The sequence below is a fragment of the Staphylococcus sp. HMSC071G07 genome (genome assembly GCF_001811435.1).
Taxonomy (GTDB): domain Bacteria; phylum Bacillota; class Bacilli; order Staphylococcales; family Staphylococcaceae; genus Staphylococcus; species Staphylococcus pettenkoferi.
Genome location: NZ_KV804750.1, coordinates 424,093 through 445,266, shown reverse-complemented (window position 1 = coordinate 445,266; position 21,174 = coordinate 424,093). Strand labels below are relative to the sequence as shown.

Here is a 21,174-nt window from a genome sequence, read left to right as displayed (position 1 = left end):
TCCATGTAAATGAGCAAGCGGCAACATGATACGACGCAGAGTGCGAGCGCTTGCCTCCAACCTAAAAAGTACATAAAATTGAGATGAGAGGATAATATAATGGCTCAAACATCTAAATACAAACGTGTTGTTCTTAAATTAAGTGGTGAAGCATTAGCTGGAGATGACGGATTCGGAATCAATCCAATCATCATCAAAAGCGTAGCTCAACAAGTAGCTGAAGTTGCGAAGATGGATTGTGAAATCGCCGTAATCGTCGGTGGTGGAAATATTTGGCGCGGTAAGACAGGAAGCGATTTAGGTATGGATCGCGGTACAGCTGATTACATGGGTATGTTAGCTACAGTGATGAATGCCTTAGCTTTACAAGATAGTCTTGAACAATTAGACTGCGATACGAGAGTCTTAACTTCTATTGAAATGAAACAGGTCGCTGAACCATACATCCGTCGTAGAGCGATTAGACATTTAGAGAAGAAACGTGTTGTTATCTTTGCGGCAGGTATTGGTAACCCTTACTTCTCTACAGATACAACGGCTGCATTGAGAGCAGCTGAAGTAGAAGCTGACGTTATCCTTATGGGTAAAAATAACGTCGACGGTGTTTACTCAGCAGATCCTAAACAAGATCCAAATGCGAAGAAATATGATCACTTAACTCATATTCAAATGTTGCAAGAAGGTTTACAAGTTATGGACTCTACAGCATCATCCTTCTGTATGGACAACAATATTCCATTAAATGTATTCTCTATAATGGAAGAAGGCAACATTAAACGTGCTGTATTAGGCGAAGAAATCGGAACATTAATTACTAAATAATTCGAGGTGTATATTCATGAGTGACATAATTAAAGATACGAAGGCGAGAATGAAGAAATCAATCGATAGCCTTTCAAGAGAATTAGCAAACATTAGTGCAGGTCGAGCAAACTCTAACTTGCTCAACGGTGTAACTGTAGATTATTACGGTGCGCCAACACCTATTCAACAACTTGCAAGTATCAACGTTCCTGAAGCAAGACTATTAGTCATCTCACCTTATGACAAAGGTTCTGTAGAAGATATCGAGAAAGCAATCAACGCTGCTAACTTAGGTGTTAACCCTACAAGTGACGGCGAAGTGATTCGAATCACAGTTCCTGCTTTAACAGAAGAACGCCGTAAAGAACTTTTCAAAGAAGTTAAGAAGATCGGTGAAAATGCAAAAGTTTCAGTACGTAACATTCGTCGCGATGTCAATGACACATTGAAAAAACAAGAAAAAGATGGCGAATTAACTGAAGACGACTTAAAAACTCAAACAGATAATGTTCAAAAAGCTACAGATGACTCAATTAAAGAAATTGACCAACTTGTAGACGATAAAGAAGAAGACATTATGTCTGTATAATATACTTCTGTCCTTTAAGTCGCTCACCCATTTAGAATGCTTTCGCTAACGAATGATGTAGAGTGATGACACATGACAGACTAACGAACTGTATCAAATCATACTTTGGTACAGTTTTTTTCTTTGTATATTCAATCACAACAGTTAGTATGATAAAATGAGAGTTAAATGTAGACACAAATCATTATGCTAAACAGAGATGAGAGTGCTCGGAGGAAATACGATGTTTAAAAAGTCTAGAAATAAAAAACAATCGCAATCTAATTTAGATCAACAGGAATTAGATTTACATAACATACCGAAGCATGTCGCTATCATTATGGATGGTAATGGGCGCTGGGCGAAGCAACGTAAGCTCCCACGAATTAAAGGGCATTACCAAGGCATGCAAACTGTGAAGAAGATTACAAAGGAAGCAAGCAATTTAGGGATTGAATACTTAACACTTTATGCATTTTCAACAGAGAATTGGACGCGTCCAGAGAATGAAGTGAAGTATATTATGAGTTTGCCCGTCAACTTCCTCAAGACATTTTTACCAGAGTTGATAGAGAAGAATGTAAAAGTTGAAACCATAGGCTTTATTGACGATTTACCACAATCGACAGTGAAAGCTATCAACAAAGCTAAAGAGGAGACGAAACATAATACGGGTCTGAAACTCATCTTTGCAATGAACTATGGTGGCCGAGCAGAAATTGTTGATGGTGTGAAATCTCTGTATCGTCGTCTAGAAGCAAATGAACTGTCAATAGATGACGTTGATGAAGATGTATTATCTTCTCACTTTATGACACAACCCTATCCAGATCCGGAGTTACTCATTCGAACTTCTGGAGAGCAACGTATTAGCAACTTCTTGATTTGGCAACTGTCTTATAGCGAATTTATTTTTAATGAAAAGCTATGGCCTGACTTCGATAGTGAAGAATTACTTAAATGTCTAAAAATTTATCAAAATCGCCAACGTCGGTTTGGTGGTTTGTGATAGTTAGGAGTCCAATATGAAAGTAAGAACATTAACTGCAATTATCGCGTTGATCATCTTCCTCCCGATCTTACTTAAGGGCGGAATAATCTTAATGCTTTTTTCATATTTACTTGCTTTTATCGCACTAAAGGAAATCTTAAATATGAATATGATTCGCTTTCTCTCTATACCTGGCATCATCAGTGCATTAGGTTTAGTAATCATCATGCTGCCACAGAACGCGGGGCATTGGGTAGATCAAGTGCAATTGAAAGCTTTGATCGCACTCAGCTTTGTGCTATTAAGCTATACAGTGCTATCTAAGAACCGCTTTAGCTTTATGGACGCAGCATTCTGTCTGATGTCTATTGCTTATGTAGGTATCGGCTTTATGTATCTCTACACAACACGTGCTGAAGGGTTACGTTACATATTGTTTGCTTTCCTTGTCGTGTGGTTGACTGATACAGGCGCTTATCTCTTTGGTAGAATGATAGGTAAGCATAAATTGTGGCCAGTCATTAGTCCGAATAAGACGATTGAAGGCTTTATTGGCGGGTTAATCTGTAGTTTAATCGTACCGCTCGTCATGATCATCTTCGTTGGCTTCAACATCCCGATTTGGTTGCTGTTAATTTTCACAGTAATCTTGAGTATGTTTGGTCAACTCGGCGACTTAGTCGAATCAGGCTTCAAACGACACTTTGGTGTGAAAGATTCAGGCCGCATCTTACCGGGGCATGGGGGCATACTTGATCGCTTTGACAGTTTCATGTTTGTCTTGCCACTGTTAAATATTTTATTGATACAAGTTTAATTGAGAGAAGTTAACTAATCATGTTATGAGACCAGCTTAGTGGGGGTGAGACGTTGAAATAATTTAAAGATTTCCGTCTTACTCCCATTCGATTTTTATTTTTAAAAGGTCTCATGATTTGCGAGTAGACAGTTACTGTGAATACTTTTATAATTTAAAGAGTCTCAAGTAATTTCACAATGGTCGACTATGTGAGAGGATGAAGTGAGCACGCGTTCTCACATAGCATAAAATATATTATGAGGTGTATGGATTTGAGTTATCTCGTAACAATCATTGCTTTTATTATCGTCTTTGGCGTCCTCGTTACCGTACACGAATATGGCCACATGTTCTTCGCTAAACGCGCAGGCATTATGTGTCCAGAATTTGCAATCGGTATGGGACCCAAGATTCTTAGTTTCCGTAAAAATGAAACATTATATACGATTCGTCTCTTACCTGTAGGCGGATATGTAAGAATGGCAGGGGATGGTTTAGAAGAACCGCCTGTTCAACCAGGTATGCATGTGAAGATTAAATTAAATAAAAATGATGAAATTACGCATATTATTCTAGACGATCATCATAAATTCCAACAAATTGAAGCGATTGAAGTAAAGAAATGTGACTTTAAGGAAGGCTTATTTATTGAAGGTATCACAGCCTACGATGAAGAACGTCATCATTTCAATATTGCTGACAAAGCATTCTTCGTTGAAAATGGAAGCTTAGTTCAAATTGCACCTAAGCACCGTCAATTTACATACAAGAAACCATATCAAAAATTCTTAGCGTTGATTGCCGGTCCATTGTTCAACTTCTTACTCACACTCGTGTTATTTATCGGTTTAGCGTACTATCAAGGTACGCCGACAAACGGTATTGGAGATGTTGCAAAAGGTAGTCCAGCTGAGAAAGCAGGATTACATTCAGGAGATAAGATTGTCAAAGTCGGTGATTACAAGGTTTCTAGTAAAAACGATTTGAGTCAAGCTACAGATAAGATTAAAGATAATCCAACTCAAGTCACTGTGAAACGTGACGGACATGAAAAAACGTTTAAAATAACACCGAAAAAATATACTGAACAAATAACGAAAGTTAAAAAAGAAACACATTATCGACTTGGTATTCAAGCTGAAACTGAACACACTGCATTCAAACCAATTCTGGATGGATTTGAACGTACGATTGTAGCAGGAAAATATATTTTCACAGCAATAGTTAGTTTAATCGCTAGTATTTTTACGGGTCATTTCTCTTTCGATATGCTTAATGGTCCTGTAGGTATTTATCATCATGTCGATTCGGTAGTGAAAACAGGAGTTATAAATGTTATTAACTTAACTGCACTTTTAAGTGTGAACTTAGGTTTAATGAACTTATTACCTATTCCAGCTTTAGATGGTGGACGTATTTTATTCGTAATTTATGAAGCGATTTTCAGAAAACCGTTAAACAAAAAAGCAGAAACTGTGATGTTAGCGATTGGCGCAGTATTCGTCTTAATTATCATGATCTTAGTTACTTGGAATGATATTCAACGTTATTTCTTATAGTTAGAGGAGGAACTATTGTAATATGAAACAGTCAAAAGTCTTTATCCCAACAATGAAAGAAGTGCCAGCGAGTGCTGAAGCTTTGAGCCATCGACTCTTGCTTAAAGCAGGATTAATCAAACAAAGTACGAGCGGCATTTATAGTTATTTGCCTCTTGCAACAAGAGTATTAAATAATATAGAAGCGATTATTCGTGAAGAAATGGAACGCGTAGATGCGGTTGAAATTCTCATGCCAGCATTACAACAATCAGAACTCTGGGAAGAATCTGGGCGTTGGTCAGCGTATGGTCCAGAACTCATGCGCTTGAAAGACCGTAATGGTCGTGAGTTTGCGTTAGGTCCAACACATGAAGAGGTTGTGACTTCACTTGTTCGTGACGAATTGAAATCTTACAAGCAACTTCCTTTAACATTGTTCCAAATTCAATCTAAATTCCGTGATGAGAAGCGTCCACGTTTCGGATTGCTTCGCGGTAGAGAATTCATCATGAAAGATGCCTATTCTTTCCATATTGATGAAGCATCATTAGATGAAACATATCAACAAATGTATAATGCTTATGATCGCATCTTTAAACGCGTAGGATTAAATGCGCGACCTGTACTTGCCGACTCTGGCGCAATTGGTGGTAATCATACACATGAATTTATGGCGTTAAGCGAAATTGGCGAAGATACTATCGTTTATAGTAAAGAAAGTGATTATGCAGCAAATATTGAAAAAGCAGAAGTCGTTTATACGCCAAATAAAAAAGATGAAGCACCACTAGACTTAGAAAAAGTAGAGACACCTAATGTTCAAACAGCTCAAGAGCTTGCTGATTACCTTGATAAACCATTAGATGAAATTACGAAGTCCATGGTCTTCAATGTGGATGGTGAGTTTATCTTGTTACTTATCCGTGGTCACCATGAAGTGAATGATGTGAAGTTAAAAGCCTATTTCGAAACAGATAACATAGAACTCGCTTCACAAGATGACATCTTCAATTTATTAGGTGCGCATCCAGGCTCATTAGGACCTGTTACAGATAAAGACATTAAAGTTTATGCGGATCAATCTGTTCAAGATCTTACGAATATAGTTGTAGGTGCCAATGAAGATGGCTATCACTATTTAAATGCGAATGCAGATCGCGATTTTAAAGTGGAAGCTTACGACGATTTCCGCTTCATCCTTGAAGGAGAACCACTTGCAGATGGATCTGGTGAAGCGCATTTTGCAGAAGGAATTGAAGTAGGACAAGTCTTCAAACTAGGACGCAAATATTCTGAAGCGATGAATGCTACTGTACTTAACGACCAAGGTAAAGCACAATCCTTACTTATGGGTTGCTACGGTATCGGCGTATCTCGTACATTAAGTGCAATTATTGAACACCACAATGACGAACAAGGTATCATTTGGCCGAAATCAGTTACACCATATGATTTACACTTGATAGCCATTAACCCTAAGAAAGACGACCAACGCGAACTTTCAGAACAACTCTATAAACAACTTCAAGAACAATATGATGTATTATATGATGATCGTAAAGAACGTGCTGGCGTTAAATTTAACGATGCAGATCTTATTGGTCTTCCAATCCGTATTGTTGTTGGTAAACGTGCGAGCGAAAGTATCGTCGAAGTGAAGCGTCGTGACAATGGCGAAAGCGAAGAAGTTCACAGTGACGATTTACTGCAATACATTAATGACTTATATGAACAAATAAATTAATGAAACTTTAGAGTGGGTGACGAATAAACAATTGAGTTCACTCACTCTCTTCTATCTCGATAGCACTTATATAGTGTTAAAAATGTAATCTTGAAAAATCTTGGTGGGACTCTCGAGATTTTTCCTTAAAAGGTTTAAAATAGGTGGAAGTAACTCGTGCTAAGAACGTATTAAGCAAATATCATTTTGCTGCCTCATACTTATAGATGGCCCTTTTATTTTTACAGAAGGTGGTTTTGTCATGCCTGTGACTAATCAAGAAAAATTTAAAATTTTGGCTGACCAACTTAAAATCGCAAATCAACTTGATCAAGATATTATTGAACAAAGCGAACTGACACGTGTCGATGTATCAACTAAAGCACGGACGTGGGAGTTTCAAATCGCTTTACCTCGCTTTCTCTCCAATGAGGATTATCTCTTATTTACTAATGCTTTGAAAGAAGAGTTTAAAACTATTGCTGATGTGAATTGGAAATTTACGATTCATGATACTACGGGACAAGATGAACATGTCTTAAAATACTTTCCAACATGTATTGACGAAACAGGACTTTCTCCACAAGTAAAACGTCAATTGAAACAGAAAAAACTTATCATGGCTGGAGATACGATTAAAGTTGTTTGTAACAACGATATTGAACGTAATCACTTTGATAAATCCTGCAATGGTAGTCTCGTACGTGCGTTCCAAAAATGTGGTTTCGATATTTCACGTGTGGTCTTTGAAACAGATGAAACCGATAACGATAATAACTTAGCGTCACTCGAAGCTTACATTCAAGAAGAAGACGAGAAAAGTGCTCGAGAAGCGACTGAAAAATTAGAGAAAATGAAAGCTGAAAAAGCGAAACAACAAGATAATAACGAAAGCACTGTTGAAAAATGTCAAATTGGAAAGCCAATTCCAGTTGAAAGCGTACGTCCAATTGAATCAATTGTTGAAGAAGAATTCAAAGTCGCAATTGAAGGTGTCATTTTCGACATTAACTTGAAAGAACTTAAGAGTGGACGACACATCGTTGAATTAAAAGTGACTGACTACACTGATTCACTCGTCCTCAAAATGTTCACGAGAAAGAATAAAGATGACCTTGCTCATTTTAAAGCATTGAGTGAAGGAAAATGGGTTCGTGCGCAAGGTCGCATTGAAGAAGATAGCTTCGTGCGCGATCTAGTTATGATGATGAACAATATCGAAGAAATTAAAAAAGCACCGAAACAAGACAAGGCAGAAGAAAAACGTGTTGAATTTCATCTACACAGTTCAATGAGTCAAATGGACGGTATTCCACATATTGGTGCATATGTTGAACAGGCAGCTAAATGGGGACACAAAGCGATCGCAGTCACTGACCATAATGTAGTACAAGCTTTCCCAGATGCGCATAATGCAGCAGAGAAGAATGATATCAAGATGATCTATGGCATGGAAGGCATGCTTGTCGATGATGGCGTGCCTATCGCATATAAACCTACAGATCGTGATTTGAAATCAGCCACATATGTTGTCTTTGACGTTGAGACGACAGGGCTCTCCAACCAATACGATAAGATTATCGAACTTGCGGCGGTTAAAGTGCATGACGGTGAAATCATAGACAAATTCGAACGGTTTAGTAATCCGCATGAGAAATTGTCAGATACGATCAAGAACTTGACCCACATCACAGATGATATGCTCGTTGATGCTCCTGAAATTGATGATGTGTTAACTGAATTCAAGGAATGGGTAGGCGACGCGATCTTTGTTGCTCATAATGCTTCGTTCGATATGGGCTTTATCGATACAGGTTATGAGCGTGCTGGTCTAGGTGAATCGACAAACGGTGTCATCGATACCCTCGAACTTTCGCGTACAGTGAATACAGAGTATGGTAAGCATGGTTTGAACTTCTTAGCTAAGAAATATGGCGTTGAACTTACGCAACACCACAGAGCGATTTACGATACCGAAGCTACAGCTTACATTTTTATTAAAATGCTCAAACAGCTCGATGAATTAGATGTGAAAAACCATCAAGACATTAACCAATCGCTCTCTAATGAAGAAGCGTATAAACGTGCACGTCCGAGTCACGTGACACTCATCGTTCAGAACCAGGAAGGCTTGAAGAACCTGTTTAAGATCGTGAGTCAATCACTCGTTAAATACTATTACCGTACGCCACGTATACCACGTTCTATTCTCAACGAATATCGCGAAGGTATACTTGTCGGAAGTGCATGTGATGAAGGTGAAGTCTTCACAGCAGTGATGCAGAAGGATCAATCTCAAGTAGAACGTATTGCGAAGTATTATGATTTCATTGAGGTGCAACCTCCTGCGTTGTATCAAGATTTAATCGACCGCGAACTTGTACGTGATACAGAAACTTTGCATGAAATTTATGATCGTTTGATTCAAGCTGCTGATGCGAACCAAATTCCTGTGCTTGCTACGGGTAACGCACACTATTTATTTGAACACGATGCAGTCGCGCGTAAAATACTTATCGCATCACAACCTGGTAATCCTTTAAATCGAACTACATTACCAGAAGCCCACTTTAGAACGACAGATGAGATGCTCGATGAGTTCCACTTCTTAGGTGAAGAGAAAGCACACGAGATTGTTGTAACTAACACAAATGAGCTCGCTGATCGTATTGAACGTGTCGTACCTATTAAAGATAAACTCTATACACCGAATATGGATGGCGCTAATGAAGAAATTCGAGAATTGAGTTATTCTAACGCTCGTAAATTATATGGGGAAGATTTACCACAAATCGTAATCGATCGTTTAGAGAAAGAACTTGAAAGTATTATCGGTAATGGTTTCTCTGTTATTTATCTCATTTCTCAACGGCTCGTGAAGAAATCGTTGGACGACGGATATCTCGTAGGTTCTCGTGGTTCCGTAGGTTCAAGTTTCGTGGCGACGATGACTGAAATCACTGAGGTCAATCCTTTACCACCTCACTACATTTGTCCAGAATGTCGTGAAAGTGAATTCTTTGATGACGGATCTGTCGGTTCTGGTTTCGATTTACCGGATAAAAAATGTGACAAGTGCGGTTGCGACCTCATCAAAGAAGGACAAGATATTCCATTCGAAACGTTCTTAGGTTTCAAAGGGGACAAGGTTCCAGATATCGACTTGAACTTTAGTGGGGAATATCAACCCGAAGCTCACAACTATACGAAAGTCTTGTTCGGTGAAGATAAAGTATTCCGTGCAGGAACGATAGGTACAGTTGCTGAAAAAACAGCTTTCGGTTTCGTCAAAGGTTATTTGAATGACCAGGGTATCCATAAACGTGGCGCTGAAATCGATCGTCTCGTGAAAGGTTGTACTGGTGTTAAGAGAACAACAGGTCAACACCCAGGTGGTATTATCGTTGTGCCAGATGATATGGATATTTACGATTTCACACCGGTTCAGTTCCCGGCAGATGATCAAAGTGCCGCTTGGATGACTACGCACTTCGACTTCCACTCTATTCACGATAATGTCTTGAAACTCGATATTCTAGGACACGATGATCCTACGATGATTCGTATGTTGCAAGACTTGTCCGGTATTGATCCAAAGAAAGTACCAGTGGATGATAAAGAGACGATGGGTATCTTCAGCTCACCAGAACCTCTCGGCGTGACAGAGGAAGATATTCTATGTAAGACAGGAACCTTTGGCGTGCCTGAATTTGGCACAGGCTTCGTTCGCCAAATGTTAGAGGATACGAAACCTGACTCATTCTCAGAGCTGGTACGTATCTCGGGACTTTCACACGGTACCGATGTATGGTTAGGTAACGCGCAAGATTTAATCCGCTCAGGTACATGTGATTTATCTAGCGTTATTTGTTGTCGTGACGATATCATGGTTTACTTGATGTACAACGGCATGGAACCACCGCTTGCCTTTAAGACGATGGAGTTCGTTCGTAAAGGTCGTGGCTTAACAGACGACATGGTAGACGCCATGGTTGAGAACGATATCCCAGATTGGTACATGGACTCTTGTCGTAAGATTAAATACATGTTCCCTAAAGCCCATGCGGCAGCATACGTTTTGATGGCTGTGCGTATTGCTTATTTCAAAGTGCATTATCCTCTATACTATTACGCGAGCTATTTCACAGTACGTGCCTCAGACTTTGATCTCTTTACGATGATTAAAGATAAAGATGGTATTCGTACAACAGTGAAAGATATGTATTCTCGTTATATGGATTTAGGTAAAAAGGAAAAAGATACGCTCACGGTACTTGAAATCGTCAATGAAATGGCGCAGCGTGGTTATCGCATTCAACCGATTAGTTTAGAGAAGAGTCAAGCTTTTGAATTTATCATCGAAGACGATACACTTATTCCACCATTTGTCGCTGTACCTGGACTAGGGGAGAACGTTGCACGACGTATCGTTGAAGCACGTGACGAAGGTCCATTTTTATCTAAAGAAGAGTTGAATAAAAAAGCCGGCGTTTCACAAAAAGTCATCGACTATTTAGATGAACTCGGTTCTTTATCTGGACTTCCAGACAAAGCGCAACTCTCTATTTTCGATATGTAGAAGTTTCAAGCATCACCCTATGAATAGTTCTAAATTTGTAAGGCTCATAGGGTTGTGATATAATAAAGATGCTTAAAAGATTAGACTCAGGAACAAAGAGTGGGCACTCCCCGCTCTTTTCTATTTGTCAAAAAGGAGGCTCGCATGAGTAAGATAGCAGAGAAAGTAGAACCGCTAATTCAGCCAGTCCTTGAAGAACTCAATTTCGAATTAGTAGATATTGAATTTACTAAAGAAGGAAAGGATCATTTCCTAAGAGTATCTATTGATAAACCAGGTGGCGTCGATTTAAATGATTGTACTATAGCATCTGAGAAGATCAGTGAAGTGATGGACGAAGAAGATCCAATTGCACAAGCATATTACTTAGATGTGTCTTCACCTGGTGCAGAAAGACCGATTAAGAAAGAACAAGATTTCCAGAATGCTGTAAATCAACCTATTTACGTCTCACTCTACGCTCCAGTTGAAGGAGAGAAAGAATGGTTGGGCATTCTAGAAGCAGTAGAAAAAGATACAATTACTATGCAAGTAAAGGAAAAAGCTAAAAAGAGATCTATTGAAATTCCAAGAGATAAGATTGCTAAAGCACGTCATGCAGTAATGCTATAACGAGAATAGGAGGGACAGTCGTGTCAAGTAACGAATTACTATTAGCAACAGAATATTTAGAGAAGGAAAAGAAGATTCCAAGAGAAGTCTTAATCGATGCGATTGAAGCCGCATTAATTACGGCTTACAAGAAAAATTACGATAGTGCGCGTAACGTACGCGTTGAATTAAATATGGACGAAGGAACTTTCAAAGTCATTGCTCGTAAGAATGTCGTTGAAGAAGTCAATGATCATCGAGATGAAGTAGAATTAAGCACAGCGCTAGTTAAGAACCCTGCGTACGAAGTCGGAGATATTTACGAAGAAGATGTGACACCACAGGACTTTGGGCGTGTTGGTGCACAAGCAGCGAAACAAGCTGTAATGCAACGTTTACGCGATGCAGAAAGAGAAATTCTTTACGATGAATTTATCGACAAAGAAGATGACATCATGACAGGTTTAATCGACCGTGTCGATCATCGCTATGTCTATGTAAATCTCGGACGTACTGAAGCAGTATTATCTGAAGCAGAACGCAGTCCAAATGAAAAATATATTCCAAATGAACGTATTAAAGTGTATGTCAACAAAGTAGAACAGACGACGAAGGGACCTCAAATCTACGTATCTCGTAGTCATCCCGGTTTACTTAAACGCTTATTTGAACAAGAAGTACCAGAAATCTTTGATGGTACAGTTATTGTGAAATCAGTTGCGCGTGAAGCGGGTGACCGTTCTAAGATCAGCGTTTATTCAGACAATCCAGATATCGATGCAGTTGGTTCTTGCGTAGGTTCTAAAGGCGCTCGTGTAGAAGCGGTAGTCGACGAACTTGGCGGAGAGAAAATTGATATCGTTCAATGGGATGAAGATCCTAAAGTCTTTGTGAAAAATGCTTTGAGTCCTTCTCAAGTACTCGAAGTGATTGTAGATGAAGAAGAACAAGCGACAATCGTGGTCGTGCCAGATTACCAATTGTCATTAGCGATTGGTAAACGTGGTCAGAACGCACGTTTAGCAGCTAAATTGACAGGTTGGAAGATCGATATCAAATCTGAATCTGATGCGCGTGAAGAAGGTATATATCCTGTACCTGAAGAGGATGTAGAAGAGTCAGATGATGTCTTACTTGAAAATCCTGAACCGTTAACTGAAGAAGATGCACCTATTGAAGAAGTGATTGAAGAAGGTCCGGTTGAAGAGGACGAAGCTATTGACGAAGATTCAACAGGTGAAGCGTTAATGGCTGAAGAAGATGAGGTTGAACATGACTCAACTCAAACAGATGACGAAGAATCATCAAGCACAGAACAATAAATTGGAGTGAGCGTGAATGACGAAGAAGAAAAAGATTCCAATGCGTAAATGTGTGATAACCAACGAAATGAAACCTAAGAAAGACATGATTCGCGTAGTCAGAAATAAAGAAGGAGAAATCTTCGCGGATGCGACAGGTAAGAAGCAAGGGCGTGGCGCTTATGTTTCTAAAGATGTGCAACTAATAGAGGACGCACAGAAGCAAGGTGTGCTTGAAGGCTTTTTCAAAACAGATAGTGAAACACTCGACCCTGTCTACAAAGAAATTATCCGTCTCATTTACCGTGAAGATATACCAACATGATGAATGAACCTATACAACAGTTTCTCGGTTTAGCTATGCGAGCAGGACAGGTCAAGACTGGAGAGTCAGTCATATTAAACGATTTAAAGAAGAACAAGATCAAGCTCGTCATCGTCGCAACAGATGCTTCAGCGAATACAACGAAGCTCATGCGAAATAAATGCGACAGTTACCATATACCATTACGTATATTTGGAACTAGAGCTGAACTAGGTCAAGCTTTAGGAAAAGCAGAAAGAGTAAATGTGGGAATAACTGATAAAGGCTTTGCGTCAAAGTTATTGTCAATGATCGATGAATAACGTAAGGAGTGATTATATGAGTAAAAAAAGAATTTACGAGTATGCGAAAGAACAAAATATTAAGAGTAAAGACGTGATCGACGAATTAAAGAAAATGAATGTAGAGGTTTCTAACCACATGCAAGCGCTTGAAGATGATCAAATCCAAGCGTTGAACAAAGTGTATAATCAACAATCCGGTAATAAACAATCTGCTCACAATAATCACGTCCAAAAGAATAATCAAGGCAACAAACAATCAAAAGATCAAAATAATAAAGGTCAACAACGTCAAAATAAACAATCTAACCAAGATAAATCTAAAAACAATAACGGTCAACAACGCCGTAACAATAATAAAGGTAAGCAAGACCAACAACAAGGTAAACACAACAACAATAAAGGCAAACAACAAGACCGCAATAACAAAAACAATAAAAACAATAATAAAAACTTTAAAAATAACAAAAACAACAAGAACCAAAAGAACAACAAAAATAATAAAAATAAACAACAAAAATCTCAAAAACAACCAGAACAACCGAAAAAAGAAAAGCCTTCACATATCACTTACGAAGAAGGCATTACAGTTGGCGAATTAGCATCTAAACTTAACGTTGAGTCATCAGAGATCGTTAAAAAATTATTCTTACTTGGTATCATGGCGAACATCAACCAAGCGCTAGATGACGAAACAGTAGAGTTAATTGCTGAAGATTATGAAGTAGAAGTAGAAAAAGAAGAAGTGATCGATGAACAAGATTTATCTATCTACTTCGATGATGAATCAGAAGACCCAGATGCTTCAGAACGTCCAGCAGTTGTGACAATCATGGGTCACGTTGACCATGGTAAGACAACATTACTTGACTCTATCCGTCATACGAAAGTAACTGCAGGTGAAGCAGGCGGTATCACACAACACATTGGTGCGTACCAAATTCAAAATAATGGTAAAGACATCACTTTCTTAGATACACCTGGACACGCAGCATTTACAACAATGCGTGCACGTGGTGCTCAAGTTACAGACATTACTATTCTCGTTGTAGCAGCAGATGATGGTGTGATGCCACAAACCATCGAAGCGATCAATCACGCGAAAGAAGCAGATGTTCCAACAATTGTGGCAGTAAACAAGATTGATAAACCGACAGCTAACCCAGACCGTGTGATGCAAGAGTTAACTGAATACGGTCTTATCCCAGAAGACTGGGGTGGCGATACGATCTTCGTTCCACTTTCAGCACTTAGCGGTGACGGTATCGAAGACTTACTTGAAATGATCGGTCTTGTCGCAGAAGTTTCAGAGTTGAAAGCGAATGCCGATAAACAAGCTGTAGGTACAGTAATTGAAGCTGAACTTGATAAATCACGTGGTCCTTCTGCTTCACTTTTAGTACAAAATGGTACACTCCATGTCGGAGATTCACTTGTTGTCGGCAATACGTACGGCCGTATTCGTGCAATGGTCAACGACTTAGGTCAACGCATCAAAGAGGCAGGTCCATCAACACCAGTTGAAATCACTGGTATTAACGATGTACCTCAAGCTGGCGACCGTTTCGTAGTCTTTAAGGATGAAAAACAAGCACGTCGTATCGGTGAAGCTCGTCGCGAAGAAAGTGTCATCCAACATCGCCAAGAAAGTAAGAATGTCTCATTAGATAACTTATTCGAACAAATGAAACAAGGCGAAATGAAAGATCTTAACGTAATTATTAAAGGTGACGTTCAAGGTTCAGTTGAAGCCCTTGCTGCTTCACTTATGAAGATTGATGTTGAAGGTGTTAACGTCCGCATCATTCACACAGCTGTAGGTGCGATCAATGAATCAGACGTAACACTCGCAAATGCTTCAAATGGTATCATCATCGGCTTTAACGTACGTCCAGATGCGGGTGCGAAACGTGCTGCTGAAGCTGAGAATGTAGATATGCGTTTACACCGTGTCATCTATAACGTGATTGAAGAAATTGAATCAGCGATGAAAGGTCTACTTGACCCTGAATATGAAGAAAAAGTTATTGGTCAAGCAGAAGTTCGTCAAACATTCAAAGTTTCTAAAGTAGGAACAATCGCAGGTAGTTACGTGACTGACGGTGTAATTAAACGTCATGCAGGTGTACGTGTGATTCGTGACAATGTCGTTCAATTCGAAGGTGAATTAGATACGTTGAAACGTTATAAAGATGATGCGAAAGAGGTCGCTCAAGGTTACGAATGTGGTATCACAATTAAAAACTATAACGATATTAAAGAAGGCGACATTATCGAAGCATACGAAATGGTAGAAGTTGAGCGCTAAGTTCAATTAAAATACTAGGGAGTAGGTTGACGAGTGGATTGAGAGGCTCGTCCCTCTCCCGTTTCGTATTTGACGAGAGAAATTCAATTCGCTTATAATTTGATTAAATCAATCATTTGGTTATGCAAACGAGGTGATAAAGAATGAATTTACGCGCAGAACGTGTAGGCGAACAAATGAAACAAGAGATTATGGATATCGTCAATAATAAAGTGAAAGATCCTCGTATTGGTTTTCTAACGATTACAGATGTTCACCTGACAAACGATTTGTCACAAGCAAAAGTATACTTGACGGTCTTAGGAAGTAAGAAAGAAGTCGAGAATACGTTTAAAGGATTAGAGAAAGCGACTGGCTTCATCAAATCTGAATTGGGTTCAAGAATGCGTTTACGTACCATTCCTGAACTTGAATTCGAGTATGATGAATCAATCGAATACGGTAATAAGATTGAACGCTTAATCCAAGATTTACACAATAAAGAGTAAAGTACAAATAAGCTGGAACAGGAGCACGACGTAGTCTTGTTCCAGTTTTTTATGTAACTAAGAGTTGAAGGAGATGAGCAGAGTGTATCAAGGCATCTTACCTGTCAATAAACCTCGTGGACTGACAAGTCACGATGTGGTTTTTAAATTAAGAAAGATATTAAAGATGAAAAAAATTGGTCACACAGGTACGTTGGACCCAGAAGTTGATGGTGTGTTGCCGATTTGTTTAGGTAGTGCAACGAAAGTAAGTGATTATATTATGGAAATGGGTAAAACTTACGTCGCTACTGTAACCTTGGGCTATTCAACGACAACTGAGGATCAAACAGGCGACGTCCTTGAACGCGTAAATATTGAGAATGGCGGTCTAAGAGTTGATGAAGTGGACGCCACCTTACAACAATTTCAAGGATTAATCACTCAAATTCCGCCCATGTATTCATCTGTGAAAGTCAAAGGACGTAAGCTTTACGAATACGCTCGAGAAGGTTTGACTGTTGAACGACCTTCACGTCAAGTGCGCATTGACCGGATAGAACGCACATCAGATCTTCGTTTTAATGAGGGTGTCTGTGAATTTGATATCACGGTGACTTGTGGTAAGGGTACATACATACGCACGTTAGCAACAGATATAGGACGAGCTATGCAACTTCCTGCTCATATGTCTCGACTGACGCGAGAAATGAGTGGTGGATTTAAGTTGGAAGAAGCATTATCTTTTGATGAAATTCAAACTCAAGTTGAGCAAGACTCATTACAATCTTCCTTATATCCGATAGAATATGGATTGAAAGGTTTGCCGCAAATTCAAATTCAAGATGAACAGCTTAAACAACGCATCTTAAATGGACAGAAGCTCAATAAGCAGCAGTTGAACTTTCCAAATGAGAGTCTTGCAGTGATGATGGATGCTTCCACAGACCGCGCACTGGCGATTTATATGCCTCATCCTGATTTACCGGCTGAAATTAAACCGAAGAAAGTATTTAATTAAAGGAGTATCATTATGAAGGTTATCGAAGTAACACATCCGATTAGAGAAGATCAGTTTATTCAAGAAGACGTAGCGATGGCATTCGGTTTCTTCGATGGAATGCATCGTGGCCATGACCAAGTCTTTCAAGCACTAGACGAGAGAGCGCGTGCTGGACAGTTGAAGAAAGCAGTCATGACCTTCGACCCTCATCCGTCTGTTGTACTTAATCCTGAGCGTAAGCGCACAGACTATTTAACTCCAATTAGTGATAAAATTGATATACTTCAACGCTATGATATTGATTACTGCATCGTAATTAATTTTTCATCTAAATTTGCAAGTGTAAGCGCTGAAACTTTCATTCAAGATTATATTATTAAAAATCATGTGAAAGAAGTTGTTGCTGGCTTTGATTTCACTTTCGGTAAATACGGCAAAGGTAACATGATGATTCTACAAGAAATGGAAGATTTCAATACAACGATTGTCGGTAAACAAGAAATGGACTCAGAGAAAATTTCTACAACAGCGATTCGCCAAGCCTTGAAAGATGGCGATTTGCAAAAAGCAAATGAACAACTCGGTTACCGCTATCGCATCAAAGGGACGGTCGTTCAAGGTGAAAAACGTGGTCGTACGATTGGATTCCCAACTGCAAATGTGCAACCGAGTGATGACTATGTTTTTCCTAAGAAAGGTGTCTATGCGGTAAGCATGCTTTTAGGTTCAAGCAATAAATTATACCGCGGTGTAGCGAATGTCGGCGTGAAACCAACTTTCCACGATCCCTCACAAGCACAAGTGGTCATCGAAGTGAACCTGTTTGATTTTAATGAGAATATTTATGGCGAACGTGTAGAAGTGTATTGGCATCATTTCTTACGACCTGAAATTAAATTTGATGGTATCGATCCATTAGTTGAACAAATGAACAAAGACACAGAACAAGCGAAATATTTACTGTCGGTTGATTTTAATGATGATGTATCATATAATATTTAAGTCGACTTTTAATCGTGAATTAAGAGGCGAATCAAGCACCTTATTCTTGGCAGATTGATACTCCGACATCTTGCTCAGATTAAGGCGCATAACATAATATTGATAGGAGGAAATTGATTATGGCAATTTCACAAGAACGCAAGAACGAAATTATTCAAGAATACCGTACACACGATAAAGACACTGGTTCTCCAGAAGTTCAAGTAGCGGTATTAACTGCAGAAATCACTGCACTTAACGAACATTTACGCGAACACCACAAAGACCACCATTCACGTCGTGGTTTATTAAAAATGGTAGGTCGTCGTAGACATTTATTAAACTACTTACGTAGAAAAGACATCCAACGTTACCGTAACTTAATTAAATCATTAGGTATCCGTCGTTAATCGATGCCTGCTAGGGGGTGAGACACAGTAGTCACCCCCTTTCTTATTATGTAAATGACAATGTGATATGAGAAATGCGATGAGAGGTCTTTCAATAGTTGCGATATCTGCAATATTTTTTAAAAGGCCTAATATTTCATCGTCTTAGCCATAATCATGAACTAAACAAGTAAACGAACTAAACTTAAATTGCGATATAAAAATAGTTATAGAAATGATATGATAGTATTAATAGATTTTGGAGAGGAGATTCATCATGTCTCAAGAGAAGAAAGTTTTTAAGACCGAATGGGCTAACCGTTCGTTAACGATAGAGACGGGCCAACTTGCTAAGCAAGCAAATGGTGCGGTGCTCGTGCGCTATGGTGAGACAGTCGTACTTTCAACAGCTGTCGCATCTAAAGAACCACGTGACACTGACTTTTTCCCACTTATGGTTAACTTTGAAGAGAAAATGTATGCAGCAGGTAAAATTCCAGGTGGTTTCAAAAAACGTGAAGGACGTCCTAGTGACGAAGCAACACTAACTGCACGTCTAATCGACAGACCGATTCGTCCATTATTCCCGAAAGGCTACCGTCATGATGTCCAAATCATGAACACAGTATTAAGTGCGGATCCAGATTGTTCACCTGAAATGGCAGCTATGATTGGTTCTTCAATGGCACTTAGCGTATCAGATATTCCGTTCCAAGGACCTATCGCTGGGGTAAATGTAGGTTATGTAGATGGAGAATATGTGATTAACCCAACTGTTGAGCAGAAAGAACAATCCCGCTTAGATTTAGAAGTGGCTGGACATAAAGACGCTGTGAACATGGTTGAAGCAGGGGCAAGCGAGATTACTGAAGAAGAAATGTTAGAAGCGATCTTCTTCGGTCACGAAGAAATCAAACGTCTCGTTCAATTCCAAGAAGATATTATCGAACATCTTCAACCTGAAAAGCAAGAGTTTGTACCGCCAGAAGAAGATGAAGCATTAATCACTAAAGTGACAGAACTTACACATTCTAAAGGCTTGAAAGAAGCGGTTCTCACATTTGATAAAAAACAACGCGACGAAAATATCGAAGCGTTAAAAGCAGAAGTATTAGCTGAATTTGAAGATGAAGAAGATCCTGAAAACGAAGCGTTACTCGATGAGGTTTCAAGTATCTTTGGCGATTTAGTGAAAGCAGAAGTTCGTCGCTTAATTACAGAAGAGAAGATTCGTCCAGATGGTCGTCAAACAGATGAAATTCGTCCGCTTGAATCAGAAGCAGGTATCTTACCGCGTGCGCACGGTTCAGGTTTATTTACGAGAGGTCAAACTCAAGCGCTTTCAGTACTTACACTTGGTGCTTTAAGTGAATTCCAACTTATTGATGGTTTAGGTGAAGAAGAAGAGAAACGTTTCATGCACCATTACAACTTCCCTAACTTCTCAGTAGGTGAAACAGGTCCAGTTCGTTCTCCAGGACGTCGTGAAATCGGTCATGGTGCTTTAGGTGAACGTGCGCTAAGATATATTATTCCAGATACGAAAGATTTCCCTTACACGGTTCGTATCGTGAGTGAAGTGCTTGAGTCTAATGGTTCATCTTCACAAGCTTCAATTTGTGGTTCTACACTCGCGTTGATGGACGCTGGGGTACCAATTAAAGCGCCTGTGGCAGGTATTGCGATGGGGCTCGTAACGAATGACGAAGACTATACGATCTTAACTGATATTCAAGGTATGGAAGATGCCTTAGGTGATATGGACTTTAAAGTAGCCGGTACATCTAAAGGTATTACAGCCATTCAGATGGATATAAAAATTGATGGTTTAACGAAAGAAATTATTCAAGAAGCGTTAGAACAAGCACGCGAAGGTCGTTTAGCGATTCTTGATCACATGCTTGAAACGATTGACGCGCCACGTCCAGAACTTAGTGCATATGCACCGAAAGTTGAAACAATGACGATTAAACCTGAAAAAATCAGAGATGTCATTGGACCAGGTGGTAAGAAAATCAATGAAATTATCGATGAAACAGGCGTTAAATTGGACATTGAACAAGATGGTACGACCTTCATCGGTGCTATCGACCAAAACGCGATTACACGCGCACGTGAAATCATTGAAGAATTAACTAGAGAAGCTGAAGTGGGTCAAATTTATGACGCGAAAGTTAAACGTATTGAGAAATATGGTGCTTTCGTTGAACTCTTCCCTGGTAAAGATGCGTTAGTTCATATTTCACAAATTGCAAATGAGCGCATCAATAAAGTCGAAGATGTGTTGAGCATCGGTGACACGTTCAAAGTTAAAGTAACTGAAATTGACAAACAAGGTCGTGTGAATGCTTCACACCGCGTACTATTAAATAACAAATAGTTGAGATTACGATGGATAAGTGATTTCTGTTGAATGCACGAGATAAACAATCTAGGTGCGTTACCAGTGTTAAGCCTATTCGTTAAGTCGCAATAAACTTTAAATAATGCTGTACAGTAGATGTGCACCTCCTAAGTTAGAAA

Annotated in this window: 17 protein-coding genes; all 17 read left to right on the top strand. The window is 39.2% G+C overall.

Going from position 1 to position 21,174, the window contains the following annotated elements; translation table 11 throughout:
- Positions 1-99 precede the first annotated feature (99 nt).
- The 17 genes from pyrH (at position 100) to pnp (ending at position 21,031) form a co-directional block, all read left to right on the top strand.
- Complete coding sequence (gene pyrH / locus HMPREF2802_RS02110) at positions 100-822, top strand: UMP kinase (protein WP_002472442.1); 723 nt, start codon at positions 100-102, stop codon at positions 820-822.
- A gap of 16 nt (positions 823-838) precedes the next feature.
- The gene (gene frr / locus HMPREF2802_RS02105; protein ID WP_002472430.1) at positions 839-1,393 is read left to right on the top strand and encodes a ribosome recycling factor; all 555 of its coding nucleotides are present in this window, start codon (positions 839-841) and stop codon (positions 1,391-1,393) included.
- A 223-nt stretch (positions 1,394-1,616) separates the two neighbouring features.
- Entirely contained in the window at positions 1,617-2,381 is a 765-nt protein-coding gene (locus tag HMPREF2802_RS02100; RefSeq protein WP_049410648.1) for an isoprenyl transferase, read from the top strand.
- Positions 2,382-2,397: 16 nt separating this feature from the next.
- Positions 2,398-3,180: a phosphatidate cytidylyltransferase gene (locus tag HMPREF2802_RS02095; RefSeq protein ID WP_070502604.1), complete on the top strand. Its 783-nt coding sequence runs from the start codon at positions 2,398-2,400 to the stop codon at positions 3,178-3,180.
- Between the two features lie 254 nt (positions 3,181-3,434).
- Entirely contained in the window at positions 3,435-4,721 is a 1,287-nt protein-coding gene (rseP, locus tag HMPREF2802_RS02090) for an RIP metalloprotease RseP (protein ID WP_002472396.1), read from the top strand.
- 22 nt (positions 4,722-4,743) lie between these two features.
- Positions 4,744-6,447 carry a proline--tRNA ligase gene (locus HMPREF2802_RS02085; RefSeq protein ID WP_070502603.1) on the top strand — a complete coding sequence of 568 codons (1,704 nt, stop codon included), beginning with the start codon at positions 4,744-4,746 and terminating at the stop codon, positions 6,445-6,447.
- Positions 6,448-6,688: 241 nt separating this feature from the next.
- Positions 6,689-11,005, top strand: a complete 4,317-nt coding sequence (locus HMPREF2802_RS02080) for a PolC-type DNA polymerase III (RefSeq protein ID WP_070502602.1) — start codon at positions 6,689-6,691, stop codon at positions 11,003-11,005.
- Positions 11,006-11,149: 144 nt separating this feature from the next.
- Positions 11,150-11,617: a ribosome maturation factor RimP gene (rimP, locus tag HMPREF2802_RS02075; protein ID WP_070502601.1), complete on the top strand. Its 468-nt coding sequence runs from the start codon at positions 11,150-11,152 to the stop codon at positions 11,615-11,617.
- A gap of 20 nt (positions 11,618-11,637) precedes the next feature.
- The gene (gene nusA, locus HMPREF2802_RS02070; RefSeq protein WP_070502600.1) at positions 11,638-12,918 is read left to right on the top strand and encodes a transcription termination factor NusA; all 1,281 of its coding nucleotides are present in this window, start codon (positions 11,638-11,640) and stop codon (positions 12,916-12,918) included.
- A 16-nt stretch (positions 12,919-12,934) separates the two neighbouring features.
- The gene (gene rnpM / locus HMPREF2802_RS02065; protein ID WP_049405469.1) at positions 12,935-13,222 is read left to right on the top strand and encodes an RNase P modulator RnpM; all 288 of its coding nucleotides are present in this window, start codon (positions 12,935-12,937) and stop codon (positions 13,220-13,222) included.
- Complete coding sequence (locus HMPREF2802_RS02060; RefSeq protein WP_002472420.1) at positions 13,219-13,524, top strand: L7Ae/L30e/S12e/Gadd45 family ribosomal protein; 306 nt, start codon at positions 13,219-13,221, stop codon at positions 13,522-13,524. The genes rnpM and HMPREF2802_RS02060 overlap by 4 nt, the downstream gene beginning before the upstream one ends.
- A gap of 16 nt (positions 13,525-13,540) precedes the next feature.
- A complete protein-coding gene (infB, locus tag HMPREF2802_RS02055; protein WP_070502599.1) occupies positions 13,541-15,811 on the top strand; it encodes a translation initiation factor IF-2 in 2,271 nt (756 codons plus the stop codon).
- A 143-nt stretch (positions 15,812-15,954) separates the two neighbouring features.
- Complete coding sequence (gene rbfA, locus HMPREF2802_RS02050; RefSeq protein WP_002472432.1) at positions 15,955-16,299, top strand: 30S ribosome-binding factor RbfA; 345 nt, start codon at positions 15,955-15,957, stop codon at positions 16,297-16,299.
- 82 nt (positions 16,300-16,381) lie between these two features.
- Positions 16,382-17,299: a tRNA pseudouridine(55) synthase TruB gene (truB, locus tag HMPREF2802_RS02045; protein WP_070502598.1), complete on the top strand. Its 918-nt coding sequence runs from the start codon at positions 16,382-16,384 to the stop codon at positions 17,297-17,299.
- 12 nt (positions 17,300-17,311) lie between these two features.
- Entirely contained in the window at positions 17,312-18,283 is a 972-nt protein-coding gene (locus HMPREF2802_RS02040; protein WP_049405464.1) for a bifunctional riboflavin kinase/FAD synthetase, read from the top strand.
- Between the two features lie 119 nt (positions 18,284-18,402).
- Complete coding sequence (gene rpsO / locus HMPREF2802_RS02035) at positions 18,403-18,672, top strand: 30S ribosomal protein S15 (RefSeq protein ID WP_002472445.1); 270 nt, start codon at positions 18,403-18,405, stop codon at positions 18,670-18,672.
- 256 nt (positions 18,673-18,928) lie between these two features.
- Positions 18,929-21,031 (top strand): polyribonucleotide nucleotidyltransferase, encoded by a 2,103-nt coding sequence (gene pnp, locus HMPREF2802_RS02030; RefSeq protein WP_070502597.1) that lies wholly within the window; start codon positions 18,929-18,931, stop codon positions 21,029-21,031.
- Positions 21,032-21,174 lie beyond the last annotated feature (143 nt).

Excerpts from the sequence above, each read along its gene's own strand:
- pyrH (WP_002472442.1), top strand. The coding sequence starts at position 100 with ATGGCTCAAACATCTAAATACAAACGTGTTGTTCTTAAATTAAGTGGT.
- HMPREF2802_RS02100 (WP_049410648.1), top strand. The coding sequence starts at position 1,617 with ATGTTTAAAAAGTCTAGAAATAAAAAACAATCGCAATCTAATTTAGAT.
- infB (WP_070502599.1), top strand. The coding sequence starts at position 13,541 with ATGAGTAAAAAAAGAATTTACGAGTATGCGAAAGAACAAAATATTAAG.
- rnpM (WP_049405469.1), top strand. The coding sequence starts at position 12,935 with ATGACGAAGAAGAAAAAGATTCCAATGCGTAAATGTGTGATAACCAAC.
- rimP (WP_070502601.1), top strand. The coding sequence starts at position 11,150 with ATGAGTAAGATAGCAGAGAAAGTAGAACCGCTAATTCAGCCAGTCCTT.
- HMPREF2802_RS02080 (WP_070502602.1), top strand. The coding sequence starts at position 6,689 with ATGCCTGTGACTAATCAAGAAAAATTTAAAATTTTGGCTGACCAACTT.
- HMPREF2802_RS02040 (WP_049405464.1), top strand. The coding sequence starts at position 17,312 with ATGAAGGTTATCGAAGTAACACATCCGATTAGAGAAGATCAGTTTATT.
- rbfA (WP_002472432.1), top strand. The coding sequence starts at position 15,955 with ATGAATTTACGCGCAGAACGTGTAGGCGAACAAATGAAACAAGAGATT.
- rpsO (WP_002472445.1), top strand. The coding sequence starts at position 18,403 with ATGGCAATTTCACAAGAACGCAAGAACGAAATTATTCAAGAATACCGT.
- frr (WP_002472430.1), top strand. The coding sequence starts at position 839 with ATGAGTGACATAATTAAAGATACGAAGGCGAGAATGAAGAAATCAATC.
- HMPREF2802_RS02095 (WP_070502604.1), top strand. The coding sequence starts at position 2,398 with ATGAAAGTAAGAACATTAACTGCAATTATCGCGTTGATCATCTTCCTC.
- pnp (WP_070502597.1), top strand. The coding sequence starts at position 18,929 with ATGTCTCAAGAGAAGAAAGTTTTTAAGACCGAATGGGCTAACCGTTCG.
- HMPREF2802_RS02060 (WP_002472420.1), top strand. The coding sequence starts at position 13,219 with ATGATGAATGAACCTATACAACAGTTTCTCGGTTTAGCTATGCGAGCA.
- HMPREF2802_RS02085 (WP_070502603.1), top strand. The coding sequence starts at position 4,744 with ATGAAACAGTCAAAAGTCTTTATCCCAACAATGAAAGAAGTGCCAGCG.